Source organism: Variovorax sp. P2_H12 (genome assembly GCF_056403395.1).
Genome location: NZ_JBFUFO010000050.1, coordinates 21,731 through 41,279, shown reverse-complemented (window position 1 = coordinate 41,279; position 19,549 = coordinate 21,731). Strand labels below are relative to the sequence as shown.

The 19,549-nt window shown below is 69.2% G+C and carries 14 protein-coding genes; 9 read left to right on the top strand and 5 right to left on the bottom strand.

Annotated features, from left to right (window positions below):
- Window positions 1-30: 30 nt before the first annotated feature.
- From glgX to AC1DYK_RS30250, 3 genes are read right to left on the bottom strand one after another with little or no spacing between them, the layout of a single operon-like run.
- Window positions 31-2,100 (bottom strand): glycogen debranching protein GlgX, encoded by a 2,070-nt coding sequence (gene glgX, locus AC1DYK_RS30260; RefSeq protein ID WP_478169675.1) that lies wholly within the window; start codon window positions 2,098-2,100, stop codon window positions 31-33.
- The gene (gene glgB / locus AC1DYK_RS30255) at window positions 2,097-4,256 is read right to left on the bottom strand and encodes a 1,4-alpha-glucan branching protein GlgB (RefSeq protein WP_478169674.1); all 2,160 of its coding nucleotides are present in this window, start codon (window positions 4,254-4,256) and stop codon (window positions 2,097-2,099) included. The genes glgX and glgB overlap by 4 nt, the downstream gene beginning before the upstream one ends.
- Window positions 4,246-5,868: an alpha-glucosidase gene (locus AC1DYK_RS30250; RefSeq protein WP_478169673.1), complete on the bottom strand. Its 1,623-nt coding sequence runs from the start codon at window positions 5,866-5,868 to the stop codon at window positions 4,246-4,248. The genes glgB and AC1DYK_RS30250 overlap by 11 nt, the downstream gene beginning before the upstream one ends.
- Window positions 5,869-5,981: 113 nt before the next feature.
- Here AC1DYK_RS30250 and leuS point away from each other — a divergent pair, with 113 nt between their 5' ends.
- The 8 genes from leuS to gshB all read left to right on the top strand — a co-directional run bounded on the left by leuS (window position 5,982) and on the right by gshB (window position 17,823).
- Window positions 5,982-8,624: a leucine--tRNA ligase gene (gene leuS, locus AC1DYK_RS30245; RefSeq protein WP_478169672.1), complete on the top strand. Its 2,643-nt coding sequence runs from the start codon at window positions 5,982-5,984 to the stop codon at window positions 8,622-8,624.
- Window positions 8,621-9,133, top strand: a complete 513-nt coding sequence (locus AC1DYK_RS30240; RefSeq protein WP_478169671.1) for an LPS-assembly lipoprotein LptE — start codon at window positions 8,621-8,623, stop codon at window positions 9,131-9,133. Before leuS ends, AC1DYK_RS30240 begins: the two co-directional genes overlap by 4 nt.
- Window positions 9,134-9,294: 161 nt before the next feature.
- Window positions 9,295-10,350, top strand: coding sequence for a DNA polymerase III subunit delta (gene holA / locus AC1DYK_RS30235; protein ID WP_478169670.1), 1,056 nt, complete (start codon window positions 9,295-9,297; stop codon window positions 10,348-10,350).
- A gap of 270 nt (window positions 10,351-10,620) precedes the next feature.
- Window positions 10,621-11,913 (top strand): glutamate-5-semialdehyde dehydrogenase, encoded by a 1,293-nt coding sequence (locus AC1DYK_RS30230; protein ID WP_478169669.1) that lies wholly within the window; start codon window positions 10,621-10,623, stop codon window positions 11,911-11,913.
- Between the two features lie 219 nt (window positions 11,914-12,132).
- Window positions 12,133-13,431 carry a glutamate--cysteine ligase gene (gene gshA, locus AC1DYK_RS30225; protein ID WP_478086709.1) on the top strand — a complete coding sequence of 433 codons (1,299 nt, stop codon included), beginning with the start codon at window positions 12,133-12,135 and terminating at the stop codon, window positions 13,429-13,431.
- Window positions 13,432-13,585: 154 nt separating this feature from the next.
- A complete protein-coding gene (locus tag AC1DYK_RS30220; protein WP_478169668.1) occupies window positions 13,586-15,454 on the top strand; it encodes a potassium transporter Kup in 1,869 nt (622 codons plus the stop codon).
- Between the two features lie 130 nt (window positions 15,455-15,584).
- Window positions 15,585-16,874: a benzoate/H(+) symporter BenE family transporter gene (locus AC1DYK_RS30215; protein ID WP_478169667.1), complete on the top strand. Its 1,290-nt coding sequence runs from the start codon at window positions 15,585-15,587 to the stop codon at window positions 16,872-16,874.
- A 1-nt stretch (window position 16,875) separates the two neighbouring features.
- Window positions 16,876-17,823, top strand: coding sequence for a glutathione synthase (gene gshB, locus AC1DYK_RS30210; protein WP_478169666.1), 948 nt, complete (start codon window positions 16,876-16,878; stop codon window positions 17,821-17,823).
- Between the two features lie 28 nt (window positions 17,824-17,851).
- Here the strand turns inward: gshB and AC1DYK_RS30205 are convergent, their stop codons facing one another.
- Window positions 17,852-18,064 (bottom strand): hypothetical protein, encoded by a 213-nt coding sequence (locus AC1DYK_RS30205; RefSeq protein ID WP_478169665.1) that lies wholly within the window; start codon window positions 18,062-18,064, stop codon window positions 17,852-17,854.
- A 503-nt stretch (window positions 18,065-18,567) separates the two neighbouring features.
- Here AC1DYK_RS30205 and AC1DYK_RS30200 point away from each other — a divergent pair.
- Window positions 18,568-18,714 carry a hypothetical protein gene (locus tag AC1DYK_RS30200; protein ID WP_478169664.1) on the top strand — a complete coding sequence of 49 codons (147 nt, stop codon included), beginning with the start codon at window positions 18,568-18,570 and terminating at the stop codon, window positions 18,712-18,714.
- A gap of 63 nt (window positions 18,715-18,777) precedes the next feature.
- Here AC1DYK_RS30200 and AC1DYK_RS30195 read toward each other — a convergent pair whose 3' ends face one another.
- Window positions 18,778-19,542: a class II glutamine amidotransferase gene (locus tag AC1DYK_RS30195; RefSeq protein WP_478169663.1), complete on the bottom strand. Its 765-nt coding sequence runs from the start codon at window positions 19,540-19,542 to the stop codon at window positions 18,778-18,780.
- Window positions 19,543-19,549: the final 7 nt, after the last annotated feature.

The window sequence follows — 19,549 nt, the reverse complement described above, 5'->3', positions numbered from 1 at the left end:
CTCCGTTGGTTTTCTTCCGGTGAATCCAGCCTAGCACTCCGGCGCTGATCCGGCCGCGCTGTTTTTCGCCACCCAGAGGCTGCCGGGCGGCACTCGCTGCGTGTCGCCGAGCGGCGAGGCGGGTGGGGCGCCGTCCTTCGAATCGCTCGCCAGCCGGCACCGCCAGCGTCCGGGCGGCAGCCTGAAATCGACCTCGGCCTCTTCGGCGTTGACCAGCACCAGCCAGCTCGCGGGCGCTGTCGCGGCCTCGAACAGGATCGCCAGCGCATGCCGGCCGCCGCGCTCCCAGTCGACGGCAGTCATCGCATGGCCTTCGGGCGCCAGCCAGCGCAGCGCGGTGGCGCCCGGCTCGGGGACGGCCGGCCACCAGCGCGTGCTGCGCAGCGGCCCGGCTTCGCGGCGCAGCGCCAGCACCCGGCCGACGAAGGCGGCCAGGCCGCCGTCGGCGCGGCGCCAGTCCAGCCAGGTGGTGTCGTTGTCCTGGCAGTAGGCGTTGTTGTTGCCGCGCTGCGTGTGGTCGAGCTCGTCGCCGGCCAGCAGCATCGGCGTGCCCTGCGCGAGCAGCAGCGCCGCCAGCAGCACGCGCTGCAGCCGATGCCGCTCGGCCTGTACGGTCGGGTCGTCGGTCTCGCCCTCGACACCGCAGTTGCGGCTCAGGTTGTGGCCGTGGCCGTCGCGGTTGCCCTCGCCGTTGGCGAGGTTGTGGCGCTCGTTGTAGCTGAGCAGGTCGCGCAGCGTGAAGCCGTCGTGGGCGGTGACGAAGTTGACGCTGGCGGTCGGGCTTCGGTCGAGGCGCGCGAATGCGTCGCTCGAGCCGGTGAAGCGCCGGGCGAACTCGCCGAGGCGCGCGCTGCGATGCAGCCAGAAGCCGCGCTGGGTGTCGCGAAAGCGGTCGTTCCATTCGAGCCAGCCGGGCGGGAACTGGCCGAGCCGGTAGCCGTCCGGACCGATGTCCCAGGGTTCGGCGATCAGCAGCGCGCGCGCCAGCACGGGGTCCTGGGCGATGCTGGCCAGCAGCGGCGCCCGCGGGTCGAACTCGCCGCCGCCGCGGCGCGCCAGGACCGGCGCCAGGTCGAAGCGGAAACCGTCGACCCCGAGCTCGGTGACCCAGTGGCGCAGGCTGTCCATCACCAGCTGCACCACCCGCGGCTCGGCGAGGTTCAGGCAGTTGCCGCAGCCGGTCCAGTTCTCGTAGCGCCCGCGGTCGTCCGGCCGCAGGTGGTAGTAGAGCGCGTTGTCGATGCCGCGCAGGCTCAGCGTCGGCCCGAGTTCGTCGGTTTCCCCGCTATGGTTGAAGACCACGTCGATCACCAGTTCCAGGCCGCGGGCGTGGATCGCATCGGCCATGGCGCGGAATTCGGTCGAGGGCGTGGTGCCGGGGCGCCCGCTCCAGTAGCGCGTCTCGGGCGCCGACCAGCCGATCGGGCTGTAGCCCCAGTAGTTGCTGAGGCCCTGTGCGAGGAGCCGCGACTCGTCGGCCCGGTGCTGCACCGGCATCAGGTTCAGCGTGGTGACGCCGAGCCGCTGGAGGTGGTCCAGCACGGCCGGTTCGGCCAGGCCGGCATAGCTGCCGCGCAGGGCGGCGGGCACCTCGGGGTGGCGCCGGGTCTGGCCGCGGACGTGCAGCTCGTAGAGCACGCGGTCGCCTGCGGCAACGCGGGGCCGCCGCGCGGGCCCCGACGGCGGCAGCGGCGCAGTGACGCGGGCCTTGAGCGCGACGGCGGCGTTGTCGCGGCGGTCGCGCTGCGCCGGCTGCGCGGGGTCGTGCCCGAGAAACAGGTCTTCGCCGCCATAGCGGCCGACCACCTCGCGGGCATAGGGGTCGAGCAGCAGCTTGGCCGGGTTGAAGCGCTGGCCCTCGTGCGGCGACCACGGGCCGTGGACGCGCCAGCCGTAGACCAGGCCCGGGCGGGCGCCGGGCAGGCGCATGTGCCAGACGCCGTCGGTGCGGCTGCCCAGCGCGAGGCGCTGCTGCTCGTGCGCGCCGGTGGTGTCGAAGAGGCACAGCTCGACCGCGGTGGCGTTGGGGGCGGCCAGCGCGAAGTTGACGCCGTCGGGGCCCGGGGTGGCGCCCAGGGGGTAGGGGGCGCCGTCGCTCACGCCAGGACCCACATCACGGTCGCCAGCGGCGGCAGCGACATCTCGGCTGACTGCGCCTGCCCGTGCCAGGCCACCGGTTCGCTCGCGATCACGCCATTGCCCACCCCGCTGCCGCCGTAGACGTGGTGGTCGGTGTTGATGATCTCCCGGTAGCTGCCGGCCGCCGGCAGGCCGAGCCGGTAGCCGATCCGCGGCACCGGCGTGAAGTTGCACGCCGCCACCACGAAGCTGCCGTCGCGCGCCCGCCGGACAAAGGAGAACACCGACTGCTCGGCGTCGTTGTGGCAGATCCATTCGAAGCCGGCGGCCTCGCAGTCGAGTTCGTGCAGCGCCGGGTAGTGGCGGTAGACGTTGTTGAGGTCGCGCACCAGCCGCCGAACGCCCTGGTGCGGCGCCTGCTCCAGCAGGTGCCAGTCCAGGCTGCGGTCGGCGTTCCATTCGGCGTCCTGCGCGAACTCGCCGCCCATGAAAAGCAGCTTCTTGCCGGGATAGGCCCAGAGGTAGCCGTAGAGGTTGCGCAGCCCGGCGAACTTCTGCCAGCTGTCGCCCGGCATGCGCCCGAGCATCGAACCCTTGCCGTGCACCACTTCGTCGTGCGACAGCGGCAGCACGAAGTTCTCGCTGTGGGCGTACATCAGGCCGAAGGTGATCTTCTGGTGGTGGTGCTTGCGGTAGATCGGGTTGATGCCGGTGTAGGCCAGCGTGTCGTTCATCCAGCCCATGTTCCATTTGTAGTGGAAACCGAGGCCGCCGTGCTCCGGCGGCCGCGTGACGCCGGGGAAGCTGGTCGACTCCTCGGCGATGGTCACGGCCCCGGGCCGCTCGACGCCGACCACGCGGTTCATGCGGCGCAGGAACTCGATCGCCTCGAGGTTCTCGCGCCCGCCTTCGGCGTTGGGCACCCATTCGCCCGGCTTGCGGCTGTAGTCGCGGTAGAGCATCGAGGCCACCGCGTCGACCCGCAGGCCGTCGATGCCGTAGCGCTCGAGCCAGTAGAGCGCATTGCCGACCAGGTAGTTGCGCACCTCGACCCGGGCGTAGTTGAAGATCAGCGTCTGCCAGTCGTTGTGGAAGCCCTCGCGCGGGTCGGCATATTCGTAGAGCGCGGTGCCGTCGAAGCCCGCGAGGCCGTGCGCATCGGTCGGGAAGTGCGCCGGCACCCAGTCGAGGATCACGCCCAGTCCGGCCGCATGCGCGGCCTCGACGAAGGCGCGGAAATCCCCCGGCGTGCCGAAGCGCGAGGTCGGCGCGTAGAGCCCGATCGGCTGGTAGCCCCAGGAGCCGTCGAACGGATGCTCGCTGATCGGCAGCAGCTCGATGTGAGTGAAGCCCATGTCGCGCGCGTAGGGCACCAGCGTCGCCGCCAGTTCGCGGTAGTCGAGCCACTCATGGCCGTTCTTGCGCCGCCACGAGCCCAGGTGAACCTCGTAGATGCTGAGCGGCGCGTCGCGCGCATTGGCTGCGGCGCGCCCGGGCGGGAGCGGCACCGGCGCCGGCAGCGGTTGCACGACACAGGCGGTATCGGGCCGCAGGCGGGCCGAGAAGCCGAAGGGGTCGGTCTTGCGCAGCACCTGGCCCTGGGCCGACAGGATCTCGAACTCGTAGGCGTCGCCCGGTGCCAGCTGGGGCGCGAAGATCTCCCAGACCCCGCACTCGCGGCGCAGCCGCATCATGTGGCGCCGGCCGTCCCACTGGTTGAAGTCGCCCACCACCGAGACCCGGCGCGCGTTCGGCGCCCAGACCGCGAAGGCGACGCCGCGCACGCCCTCGATCTCGCGCAGGTGCGCGCCGAGCTGTTCGAAGGGCCGCAGGTGCGTGCCCTCGGCCAGCAGCCAGACATCGGTGGCGCCGAGCACCGGCGGGAAGCGGTAGGGATCCTCGAGCAGCGAGCCGTGCGAGCCCCAGTCGACCTCGAGGCGGTAGCCGAGCCGGGCCTGCGAGGCCGGCACCAGGGCCGCGAACAGGTCGCTGTCGCCCTGGCGGTCGAGTTGGGCCAACGGCCAGCCCGAGCCCGAATGCAGCACGGCCACGGCCTGCGCGCCCGGCAGCAGCGCCCGCACCCACAGGCCCTCGCCGTCCTGGTGCGGGCCGAGCACGGCGAAGGGATCGCCGTGCTCGGCTCGCATCAGGGCACGGACCTCGGCTTCAGGCAGCATCGCGTGGCTCTCCGAAGAAGACGCCGAATGGTGGCAACGAGAGTGTGCGCCCATCGAGCTGCGCGCCGTCGAACGGCGACCCGGCCGGCGCCGCGAGCGGCTGGCGCAGAGCCAACTCGGCCGGTTCGGCCGAGAGGTTGAACACCGCCTGCAGCGCCCGGTCGCCCTCGCGGCGCTCGAACCACAGCAGCGGCTCCGGCGCGTCGAAGAATGTCATGGCGCCGGTGTGCAGCAGCGGCTGGCCGCGGCGCCAGCGCAGCAGCGCACGGCTGAAGGCGAGCATCGACCGCGGATCGCCGGTCTGGCGGTCGATCGCCAGCGGCAGGTGGGCCTCGGACACCGGCAGCCAGGGCTGGCCGTGCGTGAAACCCGCATGCGCCTGGCCGGCCAGCCACGGCATCGGGGTGCGGCAGCCGTCGCGGCCCTTGAATTCGGGCCAGAAGGCGAGCCCGTACGGGTCCTGCAGCCGTTCGAACGGCACCTCGGCCTCGGGCAGGCCGAGCTCCTCGCCCTGGTAGATGCTGGCGCTGCCGCGCAGCGACAGCAGCAGCGCCAGCCAGAGCCGATCGCGCCGGGTATCGGCCGAGCCGCTGGTGTTCCAGCGGCTGGCGACCCGCGGCACGTCGTGGTTCGAGACCGCCCAGCAACCCCAGCCGTCGGTGGCCGCCAGGGCGCTGTCCAGCGCCTCGACCTGCTCCCGCAGATGGCGCGCGCTGTGCTCGCGGGTCAGCAGGCTGAAGCTGTAGGCCAGGTGCAGCCGCTTGCCGCGCTCGGTGTAGCGGGCCATCACGGGCGGCGCGTTCTCGTCGCCGACCTCGCCCAGCGCCACCGCGCCGTAGCCGTCGAGCAGGCGGCGCAGCCGCTCGAGGAACAGCAGGTTCTCGGGCTGGCTCTTGTCGTGCAGGTGCTGCTGCATCGCATAGGGGTTGTCGGCGCGCACCGTGCTCACGGCGCCGCCGCCGGCCGGCGGGTTGTCGCGCAATTGCGCATCGTGGAACTGGTGGTTGCAGGCATCGAAGCGGAAGCCGTCGACGCCGCGCTCGCACCAGAAGCGCACCTCGTCGAGCAGCGTGTCCTGCACTGCCGGGCAGTGGAAGTTGAGGTCGGGCTGCTCGGCCAGGAAGCTGTGCAGGTAGTACTGGCGCCGGCGCGAGTCCCACTGCCAGGCCGGGCCGCCGAACACCGACAGCCAGTTGTTGGGCGGCGTGCCGTCGGGCTTCGGGTCGGCCCAGACGTACCAGTCGGCCTGCGGATTCGTGCGGCTGGCGCGGCTGGCCGTGAACCAGGCGTGCTGGTCGGAGGTGTGGGAGAGTACCTGGTCGATGATCAGCTTGAGGCCGAGTGCGTGGGCCCGCGCCAGCAGGGCGTCGAAGTCGTCCAGCGTGCCGAACATTGGGTCGACCGACCGGTAGTCGGACACGTCGTAGCCGAAATCCTTCATCGGCGACCGGAAGAAGGGCGAGATCCAGATCGCGTCCGCCCCCAGATCGGCCACGTGGTCGAGCCGTGCGGTGATGCCCGGCAGGTCGCCGATGCCGTCGCCGTTGCTGTCCATGAAGCTGCGCGGGTAGATCTGGTAGATCACCGCGCCCCGCCACCAGTCATTGACCATGCGTGCCTCTCGGGTTTGAAAACATTGTGGCATGCGAGAAGTGGGCCATCGCGGGACCCGCGATAATTCGCCTTCCCCCGGCCGCCTGGCGCCGGGCTGATTGCCGAGTGCCAATGAACCCCAGCTACAAACCCGCCGACGTCGAGTCATCCGCCCAGGCCCACTGGAATGCGGCCGACGCCTACCGCGTGACCGAGGACGCGCGCAAGAAGAAGTACTACGCCTGCTCGATGCTGCCCTACCCCAGCGGCAAGCTGCACATGGGCCACGTGCGCAACTACACCATCAACGACATGCTCACGCGCTACCTGCGCATGAGCGGCTACAACGTCCTGATGCCGATGGGCTGGGACGCCTTCGGCCTGCCGGCCGAGAACGCGGCGCTCAAGAACGGCGTGCCGCCGGCCAAGTGGACCCAGGAGAACATCGCCTACATGAAGGGCCAGTTGCAGGCCATGGGGCTGGCGATCGACTGGAGCCGCGAGATCGCCACCTGCGATCCGAGCTACTACAAGTGGAACCAGTGGCTGTTCCTCAAGATGCTCGAAAAGGGCATCGCCTACCGCAAGACGCAGGTCGTCAACTGGGACCCGGTCGACCAGACCGTGCTGGCCAACGAGCAGGTGATCGACGGCAAGGGCTGGCGCACCGGTGCCACCGTGGAGCGGCGCGAGATCCCGGGCTACTACCTCAAGATCAGCGACTACGCCGAAGAACTGCTCGAGCACACCCAGCACAAGCTGCCGGGCTGGCCCGAGCGCGTCAAGCTGATGCAGGAGAACTGGATCGGCAAGAGCGAAGGCGTGCGCTTCGCCTTCACGCACAGGATCAAGGACGACCAGGGCCACCTGATCCAGGGCGGCCGCATGTACGTCTTCACGACCCGTGCCGACACCATCATGGGCGTGACCTTCTGCGCCGTGGCGCCGGAGCATCCGCTGGCCGCGCACGCCGCGAAGTCGAACCCCGCGGTCGCGGCCTTCATCGCCGAGTGCAAGGGCGGCGGCACGACCGAGGCCGAGCTCGCCACGCAGGAGAAGAAGGGCGTCCCCACCGGCCTGACCGTGATCCATCCGATCACCGAGGAGCCGATCCCGGTCTGGGTCGGCAACTACGTGCTGATCAACTACGGCGACGGCGCCGTGATGGGCGTGCCGGCGCACGACGAGCGCGACTTCGCCTTCGCCAACAAGTACGGCATCGAGATCATCCAGGTCGTGCTGGTCGACGACGAGCCGCACTTCAACTACCACCGCTGGCAGGACTGGTACGCCGACAAGCAGCGCGGCGTGACCATCAACTCCGACAACTTCAGCGGCATGCATTACGCCGAGGCGGTCACGGCGGTGGCCCACGCGCTCGGACAGAAGGGCCTGGGCGAGATGCAGACCACCTGGCGCCTGCGCGACTGGGGCGTGAGCCGCCAGCGCTACTGGGGCACGCCGATCCCGATCATCCATTGCGAGGAGCATGGCGCGGTACCAGTGCCCGAGAAGGACCTGCCGGTGGTCCTGCCGACCGACTGCGTGCCCGACGGCTCGGGCAATCCGCTGGCCAAGCACGAAGGCTTCCATGCCGGCGTCGTGTGCCCGGTCTGCGGCAAGCCATCGCGACGCGAGACCGACACGATGGACACCTTCGTCGACAGCTCGTGGTACTTCATGCGCTACTGCGATCCGACGAATGACGAGGCCATGGTGGCCGACGGCGCGAAGTACTGGATGCCGATGGACCAGTACATCGGCGGCATCGAGCACGCGATCCTGCACCTGCTCTACGCGCGCTTCTGGACCAAGGTGATGCGCGACCTCGGCCTGGTGAAGGTCGACGAGCCCTTCAGCAAGCTGCTGACGCAAGGCATGGTGCTCAACCACATCTTCTACAAGCGCAACGAAAAGGGCGGCAAGGACTACTTCCCGCCCTCCGAGGTGACGCCGGTGCTCGACGCCCAGGGCCGCATCAGCGGCGGCACCACGGCCGACGGCACGCAGGTCGACTACGGCGGCGTCGGCAAGATGGGCAAGAGCGAGCGCAACGGCGTCGATCCACAGGACCTGATCGAGAAGTACGGCGCCGACACGGCGCGGCTCTACACGATGTTCACCGCGCCGCCCGAGGCCACCCTCGAGTGGAACGACGCGGCGGTCGAGGGCAGCTATCGCTTCCTGCGCCGGGTCTGGAATTTCGGCGTCGCGCAGCATGGCGTGGCGGCCGATGCCGGTAGCGCGGCCCAGCCGCCGGTCTACGGCAAGAATGCCAAGGCCCTGCGGCGCGAACTGCACACCGTGCTGCGCCAGATCGACTACGACTACCAGCGCATGCAGTACAACACCGTGGTGTCGGGCGCGATGAAACTGCTCAATGCGCTGGAAGGCTTCAAGCCGGCGGCGGCCGATGCGGGCGACCGCGCGGCGGTGCGCGAGGGCTTCGGGCTCCTGCTGCGCTGCCTCTATCCGGCGACGCCGCACATCACGCACCAGCTCTGGCACGAGCTCGGCTACGACAAGGACCAGGGCGGGCTGCTCGATGCCCCCTGGCCGATGGTCGATGTCGGCGCGCTCGCACAGGACGAGATCGAGCTGATGCTGCAGATCAACGGCAAGCTGCGCGGCGCGCTGCGGGTGCCGGCCAGCGCCAGCAAGCAGGAGATCGAGACCATCGCGCTCGCCTGCGAGGCCTTCGTGCAGCACGCTGCGGGCGCGGACGCCAAGCGCGTGATCGTGGTGCCGGGCCGGCTGGTCAACGTGGTGCTATGAGCCGGGCGATCGGACGCGCGCCGCTGCCGTCGCGGCGCGGCTTTCTGGCCGTCGCGGCGGCGCTGGCGCTGGCGGGCTGCGGCTTCGAATTGCGCAAGGCGCCGACGTTTGCCTTCAACAGCATCGCCGTGACGGGCACGTCCCCGTTCTCGAACTACCTGCGGCGGCAGCTCAGGGCCGCCGGCACCGTGGAGGTGTTGCCCGCCGACCAGGCCGAGAAGGCCGATGCGGTCCTGGAGCTCCTCGGCGAAAGCCGCAACAACATCGTGCTGTCGACCACGCCCGACGGCCAGGTGCGCGAACTGCAGCTGGTCCTGTCCCTGCGCTTCAGGGTGCGGGGCCGGGGCGGCAAGGAGCTGCTCGGACCGACCGAGATCCAGCAGTCGCGCGACATCACCTACAACGAGACGGCCGCACTCGCCAAGGAAGGCGAGGCCGAGCTTTTGTTCCGCGACATGCAGAACGACATCGCCCAGCAGGTGCTGCGCCGCCTGGCTGCGATCAAATGACGCTCGCCCCCAGGTTGCCCGGCACTTCGTGTCCGGGCGCCCACCCCCTGCCGGGGGCAACACCAGCGGCCCGGCGAAGCCGGTTCCGCGGTGTTTCGCCAACGGGCCTGGCTTCGCCGGCCGGCATGCCGGCGCCTGGTCGGTGTTGGGGCTAGGCGCTGATGCAGCTGAATCCTTCGCAACTCTCCGCCCACCTCGCGAAGCGGGTGGCGCCGCTCTATGCCATCCATGGCGACGAGCCGCTGCTGGCGCAGGAGGCGGCCGATGCGATCCGCGCCGCAGCGCGCACCCAGGGCTATACGGAGCGCAGTGCGTACACCGTGGCCGGCGCGCACTTCGACTGGAGCGCGGTGCTCGCGGCGGGCGGCTCGCTGAGCCTGTTCGCCGACCGCCAGATCGTCGAGATCCGAATCCCCTCGGGCAAGCCCGGCAAGGACGGCAGCGCCGCGCTGCAGCAGATCGCCGAGGCCGCGCCCGGCAACGACAGCACCCTCACGCTGGTGCTGCTGCCGCGGCTGGACAAGGCGACCCGCAGCGCCGCCTGGTTCGCGGCGCTCGAGAACCACGGCGTCAGCCTGCAGATCGAGACCATCGAACGCGCCGCGCTGCCCCAATGGATCGCGCAGCGGCTCGCGCTGCAGGGCCAGCGCGTGAAAGCCGGCGAGGAGGGCCAGCGCACGCTGCAGTTCTTCGCCGACCGGGTCGAGGGCAACCTGCTGGCCGCCCACCAGGAAATCCAGAAGCTCGCGCTGCTGCACCCCGAGGGCGAGCTGGGCTGGGAGCAGGTCGAGGGCGCGGTCAACAACGTCGCGCGCTACGACGTCTTCAAGCTGTCGGACGCCGTGCTGGCCGGCAACCCGCAGCGCGTGGCGCGCATGCTCGAGGGCCTGCAGGCCGAGGGCGAGGCCGAGGTGCTGGTGCACTACACGCTGGCCGAGGACATCCGGGCACTGAAGCGCGTGAAGGACGCGATGGCGGCCGGCCGGCCGCTGCCGATGGCGCTGCGCGAGAACCGCATCTGGGGGCCGCGCGAGCGTGCCTTCGAGCGGGTGCTGCCGCGGCTGGACGATCGGGCACTGGCGCGCATGCTGCGCGCCGCGCACGTGGTCGATGGCATCGTGAAAGGGCTGAAACAGCCCGACTGGCCGGCCAATGGGTGGCAGGCCCTGCAGCGCCTCGCGTTCATGTTGTGCCGGGCCTGCGCCCCGAGGGGATGACCCCCCGAAGCGCCTGACGGCGCCTCCCCCCAAGGGGGGCAACACCAGCGGCCTGGCAAAGCCAGATCCGCGGTGTTCCACCTACGGGCCTGGCTGCGCCGGCCGGGAAAAGAGACGGCGCCGTACCTTTTTTTCGGCTGCGCGCAGCGCGCCCATTGATGGGCAGTCGCGGAACCGGCTAGGCCGGGCCGCCGACTGCGCCCCCGGCAGGGGGTGGGCGCCCGGACACGAAGTGCCGGGCAACCTGGGGGCGAGCGACATAATCCGGGGATGAATACGTTGAATGTCTCCGAGTACGTCCAGACGCTCGGGCTGCAGGCCAAGCAGGCCTCGGCCCTGATGGCGCGGGCCGATGCCGCCACCAAGAACAAGGCCCTGAAGGCGCTGGCGCGCCGGCTGCGCGCCGCGGGCGAGCCGCTGGCCGAGGCCAATGCGAAGGATCTGGCGCGCGCCGAGGGCGCCGGCCTGTCGGCGCCGATGGTCGATCGCCTCAAGCTCACGCCGAAGGTCATCGACACCGTGGCCCAGGGCTGCGAACAGCTGGCCGCGATGTCCGACGTGATCGGCGAGGTCATCGGCATGAAGCAGCAGCCCAGCGGTATCCGGGTCGGCCAGATGCGGGTGCCGATCGGGGTCTTCGGCATGATCTACGAGAGCCGGCCCAACGTCACCATCGAGGCCGCGAGCCTGGCGATCAAGAGCGGCAACGCGGCGATCCTGCGCGGCGGCTCGGAAGCGATCGAGTCGAACAAGGCGCTGGCCCGGCTGGTGGCCGAATCGCTCGAGGAGGCCGGCCTGCCGGTCGACGCGGTGCAGCTGGTCGCCACCACCGACCGCGAGGCCGTGGGCCAGCTGATCGCGATGCCGCAGTTCGTCGACGTCATCATTCCGCGTGGCGGCAAGGGCCTGATCGAGCGCATCAGCCGCGACGCCAGGGTGCCGGTCATCAAGCACCTGGACGGCAACTGCCACGTCTACGTGGACCACACGGCCGAACTCGACATGGCGCTGAAGATCGTCGACAACGCCAAGACCCAGAAGTACAGCCCCTGCAACGCCGCCGAAGGCCTGCTGGTGGCGTCCTCGATCGCCGAGACCTTCCTGCCGGAGATCGGCGCGATCTTCGCGGCCAAGGGCGTGGAGATGCGCTGCGACCGGGCGGCCGCCCACATCCTGCGTGCCGAGAGCGCGCACCTGCCGGCCGACAAGGTGATCGATGCGGTCGAATCCGACTGGTCCGAGGAATACCTGGCCGCGGTCATCAGCATCAAGGTGGTCGAGGGCGTGGACGAGGCCATCGCGCACATCAACCGCTACTCGAGCCACCACACGGATGCGATCGTCACGCGCGACCACATGAACGCCCAGCGCTTCCTGCGCGAGGTGGATTCGGCCAGCGTGATGGTCAACGCCAGCACCCGTTTCGCCGACGGCTTCGAGTTCGGCCTGGGCGCCGAAATCGGCATCAGCACCGACAAGTTCCATGCGCGTGGGCCGGTGGGGATCGAGGGCCTGACCTCGTTGAAGTACGTGGTCCTGGGCCAAGGCGAAGTCAGGACTTGAGCCCCGGCGACCGGCCGGCGTAGCCTGGCCCGTTGGTGAACACCGCGGAACTGGCGTTGCCAGGCCGCTGGTGTTGCCGGCAGGGGGTGGGCGCCCGCACACGAAGTGCTGGACAACCTGGGGGCGAGCCACACCTTTAGATTGTGATCAGGGCGTTCGCCCCCAAATCTACAATTCCGCCTAGCTAGCTTCAGATACAAATCCAACAAGGCCGCCCGCATGGTCCCCCATCTCGTCACCGCCCTGACCGGCCCCATCAACGAACTCGAGCAGCGGGTGCTCGATTCCACGCCCGCCATCGAGCGCTGGTTCCGGCTCGAATGGATGGAGCACACGCCGCCGTTCTACAGCTCGGTCGACATCCGCAATGCCGGCTTCAAGCTGGCGCCGGTCGACACCAACCTCTATCCCGGGGGCTGGAACAACCTGACGCAGGAGATGCTGCCGCTGGCGGTGCAGGCGGCCCAGGCCGCGATCGAGAAGATCTGCCCCGAGGCGCGCAACCTGCTCGTGATCCCCGAGAACCACTCGCGCAACACCTTCTACCTGGCCAACGTGGCGCAGTTGGTGCGGATCTTCCACATGGCCGGGCTCAACGTGCGCGTGGGCTCGATCGACCCGGCGATCAAGTCGACGAAGAAGATCGAGCTGCCCAACGGCGACACGGTGTGCCTGGAGCCGGTGGTGCGCAGCAAGCGCCGGCTGGGTCTGAAGCACTTCGATCCCTGCACGATCCTGCTCAATACCGACCTGTCGGCCGGCACGCCGGGGATCCTCGAGGATCTGCACGAGCAGTACCTGCTGCCGCCGCTGCATGCGGGCTGGTCGGTGCGCCGCAAGAGCAACCATTTCCACAGCTACGAAGAAGTGTCGAAGCGCTTCGGCAAGCTGCTGGGCATCGACCCCTGGCTGATCAACCCGATGTACGCCAGGGCCGCCGACGTCAGCTTCGCCACCGGCCAGGGCATCGACGTGCTGACCAGCCACGTCGACGCGCTGCTGACCAAGGTTCGCCGCAAGTACAAGGAATACGGCATCAACGAGAAGCCCTTCGTGGTCGTCAAGACCGACAACGGCACCGCCGGCCTGGGCGTCATGACGGTGCGCGACGCCAAGGAGATCGAAGCCCTGGTGCGCCGTCCGCGCGCCAGCAAGGCCGGCGCCGCCAAGGAGGGCCAGGAGCTCGGCGACCTGATCGTCCAGGAAGGCGTGCTGACCAACGAGCGGGTGCACAACGGGGTCGCCGAGCCGGTGGTCTACATGATGGACCGCTACGTGGTCGGCGGCTTCTATCGGGTGCATGCCGAGCGCAAGCCGGACGAGAACCTCAACCTGCCGGGCGCCAGCTTCGTGCCGCTGGCATTTTCGGAGAGTGCGCACTTACCTCAGCCCGGTGCCAAGCCCGGTGCCAGCGCGCCCAACCGCTTCTACATGTACGGCGTGATCGGCCGGCTCGCGATGGTGGCGGCCAGCTACGAGCTCGAGGCCACCGACCCGGATGCCGAAGTTTATGAATGATTCCGGTTTATAGCTTGCAGGCGATCGCTACAACGGCAAAATAGCGGCCCCATAACAATGCAAACGACAGGGTGGAAGGCGACGAAGCGGCCGAAGCGGGCCTCCGAGGCGCCGCGCGGTGTGCTGCACGCCCGCGACCCTTTGCACCGACCCCGTGTCCGCCCCTAAATCCTCCTCCGCTGCGCTGATCCTCGCGGCCATCGGTGTCGTCTACGGCGACATCGGCACCAGCGTCCTGTACGCGGTCAAGGAGGTGTTCGGCCACGGTCACGTCCCGTTCACGGTCGAGAACGTCTACGGCATCCTGTCGATGTTCTTCTGGACGCTGACGGTGATCGTCTCGCTGAAGTACGTGGTGCTCGTGCTCAGGGCCGACAACGAGGGCGAGGGCGGGCTGGTGGCGATGCTCGCGCTGGCCTCGCAGGCGGTGGTCGACAAGCCGCGGCTGCGGCGGGTGCTGCTGGTGGTGGGTATCTTCGGCACCTCGCTCTTCTATGGCGACGGCGTCATCACGCCGGCGATCTCGGTGCTGTCGGCGGTCGAGGGCCTGGAGGTGGTGTCGCCGCAGTTCCGCCACTACGTGATCCCGATCACGCTGGTCGTGCTGTTCTGCCTGTTCGTGGTCCAGAAGCGGGGCACCGCCGGCATCGGCCGCTTCTTCGGCCCGGTGACGCTGGCCTGGTTCCTGGCGATCTCGCTGCTCGGCGTGTCGCAGATCGTCACCCATCCCGAGATCCTCAAGGCGATGAGCCCGCATTACGCGCTGCGCTTCATGTGGAACAACCCGGGCACCAGCTTCATCATCCTGGGCGCCACCGTGCTGTGCGTGACCGGCGCCGAGGCGCTCTACGCCGACCTCGGCCACTTCGGCAAGAGACCGATCCGCATCGCCTGGTTCTCGGTCGTCATGCCGGCGCTCACGCTCAACTACTTCGGCCAGGGCGCCCTGCTGCTGGAGAACCCGCTGGCGGTCAAGAACCCCTTCTTCATGATGGCGCCCGAGTGGGCGCTGCTGCCGCTGGTGTTCCTCGCGACGGCCGCCACCGTGATCGCCTCGCAGGCCCTGATCACCGGCGCCTTCAGCGTGACGCGCCAGGTGATCCAGCTCGGCTACCTGCCGCGCATGAACATCGAGCACACCAGTGTCCGCACGGCGGGCCAGATCTACATCCCGTTCGTCAACTGGGGCTTGTTCGTCGCGATCGTGCTGGCGGTCGTGATGTTCCGCTCGTCGAGCAATCTCGCGGCGGCCTATGGCATTGCCGTGACCACCGACATGCTGATCACCACGGTGCTGACCTTCTTCGTGATCCGCTACGCCTGGAAGTACCCGCTGTTCCTGTGCATCGCGGCCACCGGCGCCTTCTTCCTGGTCGACTTCCTGTTCTTCGCCTCGAACCTGCTCAAGCTGTTCGACGGCGGCTGGTTCCCGCTCGTGATCGGCGGCTCGATCTTCATGCTGATGCTGACCTGGAAGGAAGGGCGCAGGTTGATGGGCGAGACCCAACTGGCGGAGGCGATCGACCTGCGCGGCTTCCTCGACTCGGTCTTCGTGAGCCCGCCGGCGCGGGTCGACGGCACCGCGGTCTTCATGACCGCCGAGCCCGGCGTGGTTCCCAATGCGCTGTTGCACAACCTCAAGCACAACAAGGTGCTGCACGACCAGAACCTGTTCGTGACGGTGCGCAACCACGAGGTGCCGTGGATCCCGATGGACAAGCGCATCGAGATGGAGGCCCTGGGCCACCACTGCTGGCAGGTGGTGGTGCACTACGGCTTCAAGAACGAGATCGACTTGCCGCGCGCGCTCGAGAACGCGCGCCTGCGCGGCTGTCAGATCGAGCCGATGGCGACCAGCTACTTCCTGTCGCGCGACGTCGTGATCCCGACGCTGGGCAGCGGCATGGCGCCCTGGCGCGAAAAGCTGTTCGCGCAGATGCACCACAACGCGAGCGGGGCGGCCGACTTCCTCGGATTGCCCAACAACGCCGTCGTCGAGCTCGGCTCCAAAATCGAGATTTAGCTCGCCCCCAGGTTGGGCTCACTTCGTGTAGCCCGCCCACCCCCTACCGGGGGCAACACCAGCGGCCCGGCGAAGCCGGTTCCGCGGTGTTCCTGGAAGGGGGCCGGTCACACCGCGGCACAATCGAATCATGCGTTTCTTCAAGGATCTGAGCCTCTCGGCCTTCAGCGCGGGCTTCGTGGCGGTGCTCGTGGGTTTCACGAGCTCGGTGGCGATCGTGTTCCAGGCCGCGCAGGCCTTCGGCGCCACGCCCGAGATGATCTCCTCCTGGATGTGGGCGCTGGGCCTCGGCATGGGCCTGGCCTCGGCGCTGCCCTCGCTGTGGTGGCGCAAGCCCGTGATGATCGCCTGGAGCACGCCCGGCGCCGCGGTGCTGGCGGTCGCGGGTGCCGGCTACAGCATGAACGAGGCGGTCGGCGCCTTCATCGTCTGCGCCCTGCTGATGACCCTGGCCGGCGCCACCGGCTGGTTCGAGCGCGTGATGAACAGGATCCCGATGGCGCTGGCCTCGGCGCTGCTGGCCGGCGTGCTGGCGCGCTTCGGGCTGCAGGCCTTCATTGCCGCCCAGACGGCGCTGCCGCTGGTGCTGCTGATGCTCGGCACCTATCTTGCGGCCAAGCGCGCGCTGCCGCGCTACGCGGTGCCGCTCACGCTGGGCGTCGGCATCGCCTTCGCCGCTGCGCGCGGCGAACTGGCCTGGAGCGCGGTGCATTTCAGCCTCGCCCTGCCGGTATTCACGATGCCGGTCTTCAGCGGGCAGGCGGTGGTCAGCCTGGCGCTGCCCCTCTTCGTCGTCACCATGGCCTCGCAGAACCTGCCGGGCGTCGCCGCGATCCGCGCCGCGGGCTACCAGCTGCCGGTGTCGAAGCTGATCACGATCAGCGGCCTTTTCACGCTGGTGCTGGCGCCTTTCGGGGCCTTCGCGCTGAATCTCAGCGCCATCACGGCCGCCATCTGCATGGGCCGCGAGGCGCACGAGGACCCGGCGCGGCGCTACACCGCCGCGGTCAGCTGCGGCGCGATCTACGTCGTCATCGGCCTGTTCGGCGCCGCGGTGACGGGGTTGCTGACCGCCTTTCCGAAGGAACTGGTCGCGACCATCGCCGGCCTGGCGCTGCTGGGCACCATCGGCGGCGGGCTGGCGGCTGCGGTGCGCGACGAATCGCATCGCGAGGCGGCGCTGATCACCTTCCTGGTCACGCTCTCGGGCGTCACGCTCGCGGGCATCGGCTCGGCCTTCTGGGGTGTGGCGGCCGGCGCCGTGGCGCTCGGCATCCAGCAGCTCGGCCGCAAACCCCACGCCGGCAAGGACATCGCGCCTGCCGGCAAGATCAGGCTCGACGAGCGATCGGCGGCCGAGCGGCCCGTCGCGACACCCTCCTCCACGGCTTCGGCTCCGGCCGCCGGAAAGACCTCCTGACATGCACATCCTCTTCGTTGCCGACCCGCTGGATCAGTTCAAGATCTACAAGGACACCACCTTCTCGATGATGCGCGAGGCCCAGCGGCGCGGCCACACGCTCTCGGTCTGCGAGCCGCGCCACCTGGGCTGGCAGCGCGGCCAGCCGGTGACCGCGAAGGCGCGTGCGATCGTGCTGACCGGCGACCCCGACGACTGGTTTCGCGAAGAGCCGGTGCAGGAGCGGCCGCTCAAGGGCTACGACGTTGTGCTGATGCGCAAGGACCCGCCCTTCGACGCCGAGTACATCTATGCCACCCACCTGCTCGAGCAGGCCGAGCGCGAGGGCGCGCGGGTGGTCAACAAGCCGCGCTCGCTGCGCGACCACCCGGAGAAGCTCGCGATCATGGAGTTCGCGGAGTTCACCACGCCGACGCTGGTGACGCGCGACGCGGCCTCCGTGCGCGCCTTCCATGCCGAGCACCAGGACATCATCCTGAAGCCGCTCGACGGCATGGGCGGCATGGGCATCTTCCGGGTCAAGGCCGACGCGCTGAATCTCGGCTCGATCGTCGAGACGCTCAACAAGAACGGCGCCGAGACGATCATGGTGCAGCGCTTCGTGCCGCAGATCTCGGAGGGCGACAAGCGCGTGCTCGTGATCGGCGGCCGCCCGGTGCCCTACAGCCTGGCGCGCATCCCGCAGGGCACCGAGGTGCGCGGCAACCTCGCGGCCGGCGGCAAGGGCGTGGCGCAGTCGCTGACCGACGACGACCGCCGGATCGCCGAGGCGATCGGGCCGGTGCTGAGCCAGCGGGGCCTGCTCCTGATCGGCCTCGACGTGATCGGCGGCTCGCTGACCGAGATCAACGTGACCAGCCCGACCTGCTTCCAGGAGATCACCGAGCAGACCGGCTTCGACGTGCCGGCGATGTTCATCGATGCGCTGGAGGCGGAAGTGCAGGGCTGATGGTCGAGCGCATCGCCGCGCGCTGGCGTCAGACCACCGGCGTCGCGCAAGTCCACAGGCCCAGGTAGGCGGCCGCCTTCTCCTTGCCGATGGCCGCGCTGCTGCGCTCGATCGATGCGGGCGACTTCCTCGCGAAGTCCGCGATCGACTGCGACAGGTTCCAGACCTCCGTGCGATCGATCAGCAGCAACCGGTCGTGCAGCGACTTGTGGCGCGCGAGGCGCACTTCGAGCGGGCGCAAGGCCCGGTACTGCGCCTGCCAGCGGCTGGCCGCGGGAGCTGGAGCCGGCTCGCCACGTCGTGCTATACGCCCATTCTGAGCGAGAAGTAGTGTTGCTCTCGATACGGCACGAGCGTCAGTTGGGTTACGGATTGCCCAAGTGATCCACCTGACGGATACTGATGAAGACGGGCGGCGACCAGCCGCCGGTTGCCGCCGTCGTGAACCCTGTCAACCTTGGGTCCCAGGCGGTTGTTGTGGTCTGACCTCTGCTGATGGCGAGGCGAATCGACCGCCAACTCCCAAGGAAGGTTACGCAATGAGCAAACTTCTCGCAGTCATGATCGCCGGCCTGTTCGCGGCAGGCGCCTATGCCCAGAATCCGGCCGGCACATCGTCGGAACAGCAACCGGTGACGAACAGCAAGGCGCAAAACCGCGCCCAAACCAAGGTGGATGCGCGCCCCCAGCGGCCGCCCCCCCCCCGCGGCAGGCCAGAACAAGGCCAACGCCAAGCCCCAGGGCATGGTGAAGAAGCCGACGGGCGACGAAGCCAACAGTTCTGAACTCAATCCTGAGGCCAGCGGCGGCAAGGCCGCGAAGGCAGGGCAGGCCAAGGTCGACGCGCGCGATGCCAAGGCGGCGGCCAAGAAGCAAGCCCCCACAAACTGACCGGCATCGGTGTTTGCTCGAGCAAGCGCCCCAGTGGCGCTTGTTCGATCTCCGGGCGCGGCGCTATCCGCGCCGCTGCCCGTCCACGAACACAGCCAGTTCCTGGGGCGCGAACGCCGTCCAGGTTTCGTTGGTCGTCAGCGGCGCGGTCACCACCACCGCCACGCGATCATTCGGCGTCGTGTGCTGGGCGAAGTCGATGCTCAGGTCCTCGTCCGACAGCTCCGCGGTCAGGAAGGGATGCCGGCGTTCGACGTACCAGAGGTGGGTCGAGGCGTGGGCCCACAGCGCTTGCCCGTTCGACAGCATGAAGTTGAAGGTGCCGTGCGCCGCCAGCCGCGGCGCCAGCTCGCGCAGCGTGAGGGTCAGCTCCTCGACGCTCGGCACGTCGGCGTGCGACTTGGCAAGCTCCTGCATCAGCCAGCAGAAGGCGTGCTCGCTGTCGGTGCTGCCGACGGGATGGAAGTTGCCGTGCAGGCGCGGGCGGAAATCCTTCAGGTCGCCGTTGTGGGCGAACACCCAGTAGCGGCCCCAGAGCTCGCGCACGAAGGGGTGGCAGTTCTGCAGGTTCACCGCGCCCTGGGTGGCCTTGCGGATATGGGCGACGACGTTGCGGCTGCGGATCGGATAGCGGCGTATCAGCTCGGCCACCGGCGATTCGCAGGCCGGCTGGTGATCGACGAAATGCCTGAGGCCGCGGTCCTCGAAGAAGGCGATGCCCCAGCCGTCGGCGTGGTGGTCGGTGCGGCCGCCGCGCTGGGCGAAGCCCGTGAAGCTGAAGGTCACGTCGGTCGGCGTGTTGCAGTTCATTCCGAGCAGCTGGCACATGAGGTCT

Excerpts from the sequence above, each read along its gene's own strand:
- glgB (WP_478169674.1), bottom strand. The coding sequence starts at position 4,256 with ATGCTGCCTGAAGCCGAGGTCCGTGCCCTGATGCGAGCCGAGCACGGC.
- AC1DYK_RS30250 (WP_478169673.1), bottom strand. The coding sequence starts at position 5,868 with ATGGTCAATGACTGGTGGCGGGGCGCGGTGATCTACCAGATCTACCCG.
- leuS (WP_478169672.1), top strand. The coding sequence starts at position 5,982 with ATGAACCCCAGCTACAAACCCGCCGACGTCGAGTCATCCGCCCAGGCC.
- AC1DYK_RS30240 (WP_478169671.1), top strand. The coding sequence starts at position 8,621 with ATGAGCCGGGCGATCGGACGCGCGCCGCTGCCGTCGCGGCGCGGCTTT.
- holA (WP_478169670.1), top strand. The coding sequence starts at position 9,295 with ATGCAGCTGAATCCTTCGCAACTCTCCGCCCACCTCGCGAAGCGGGTG.
- AC1DYK_RS30230 (WP_478169669.1), top strand. The coding sequence starts at position 10,621 with ATGAATACGTTGAATGTCTCCGAGTACGTCCAGACGCTCGGGCTGCAG.
- gshA (WP_478086709.1), top strand. The coding sequence starts at position 12,133 with ATGGTCCCCCATCTCGTCACCGCCCTGACCGGCCCCATCAACGAACTC.
- AC1DYK_RS30215 (WP_478169667.1), top strand. The coding sequence starts at position 15,585 with ATGCGTTTCTTCAAGGATCTGAGCCTCTCGGCCTTCAGCGCGGGCTTC.
- gshB (WP_478169666.1), top strand. The coding sequence starts at position 16,876 with ATGCACATCCTCTTCGTTGCCGACCCGCTGGATCAGTTCAAGATCTAC.
- AC1DYK_RS30200 (WP_478169664.1), top strand. The coding sequence starts at position 18,568 with ATGGTGAAGAAGCCGACGGGCGACGAAGCCAACAGTTCTGAACTCAAT.
- AC1DYK_RS30195 (WP_478169663.1), bottom strand. The coding sequence starts at position 19,542 with ATGTGCCAGCTGCTCGGAATGAACTGCAACACGCCGACCGACGTGACC.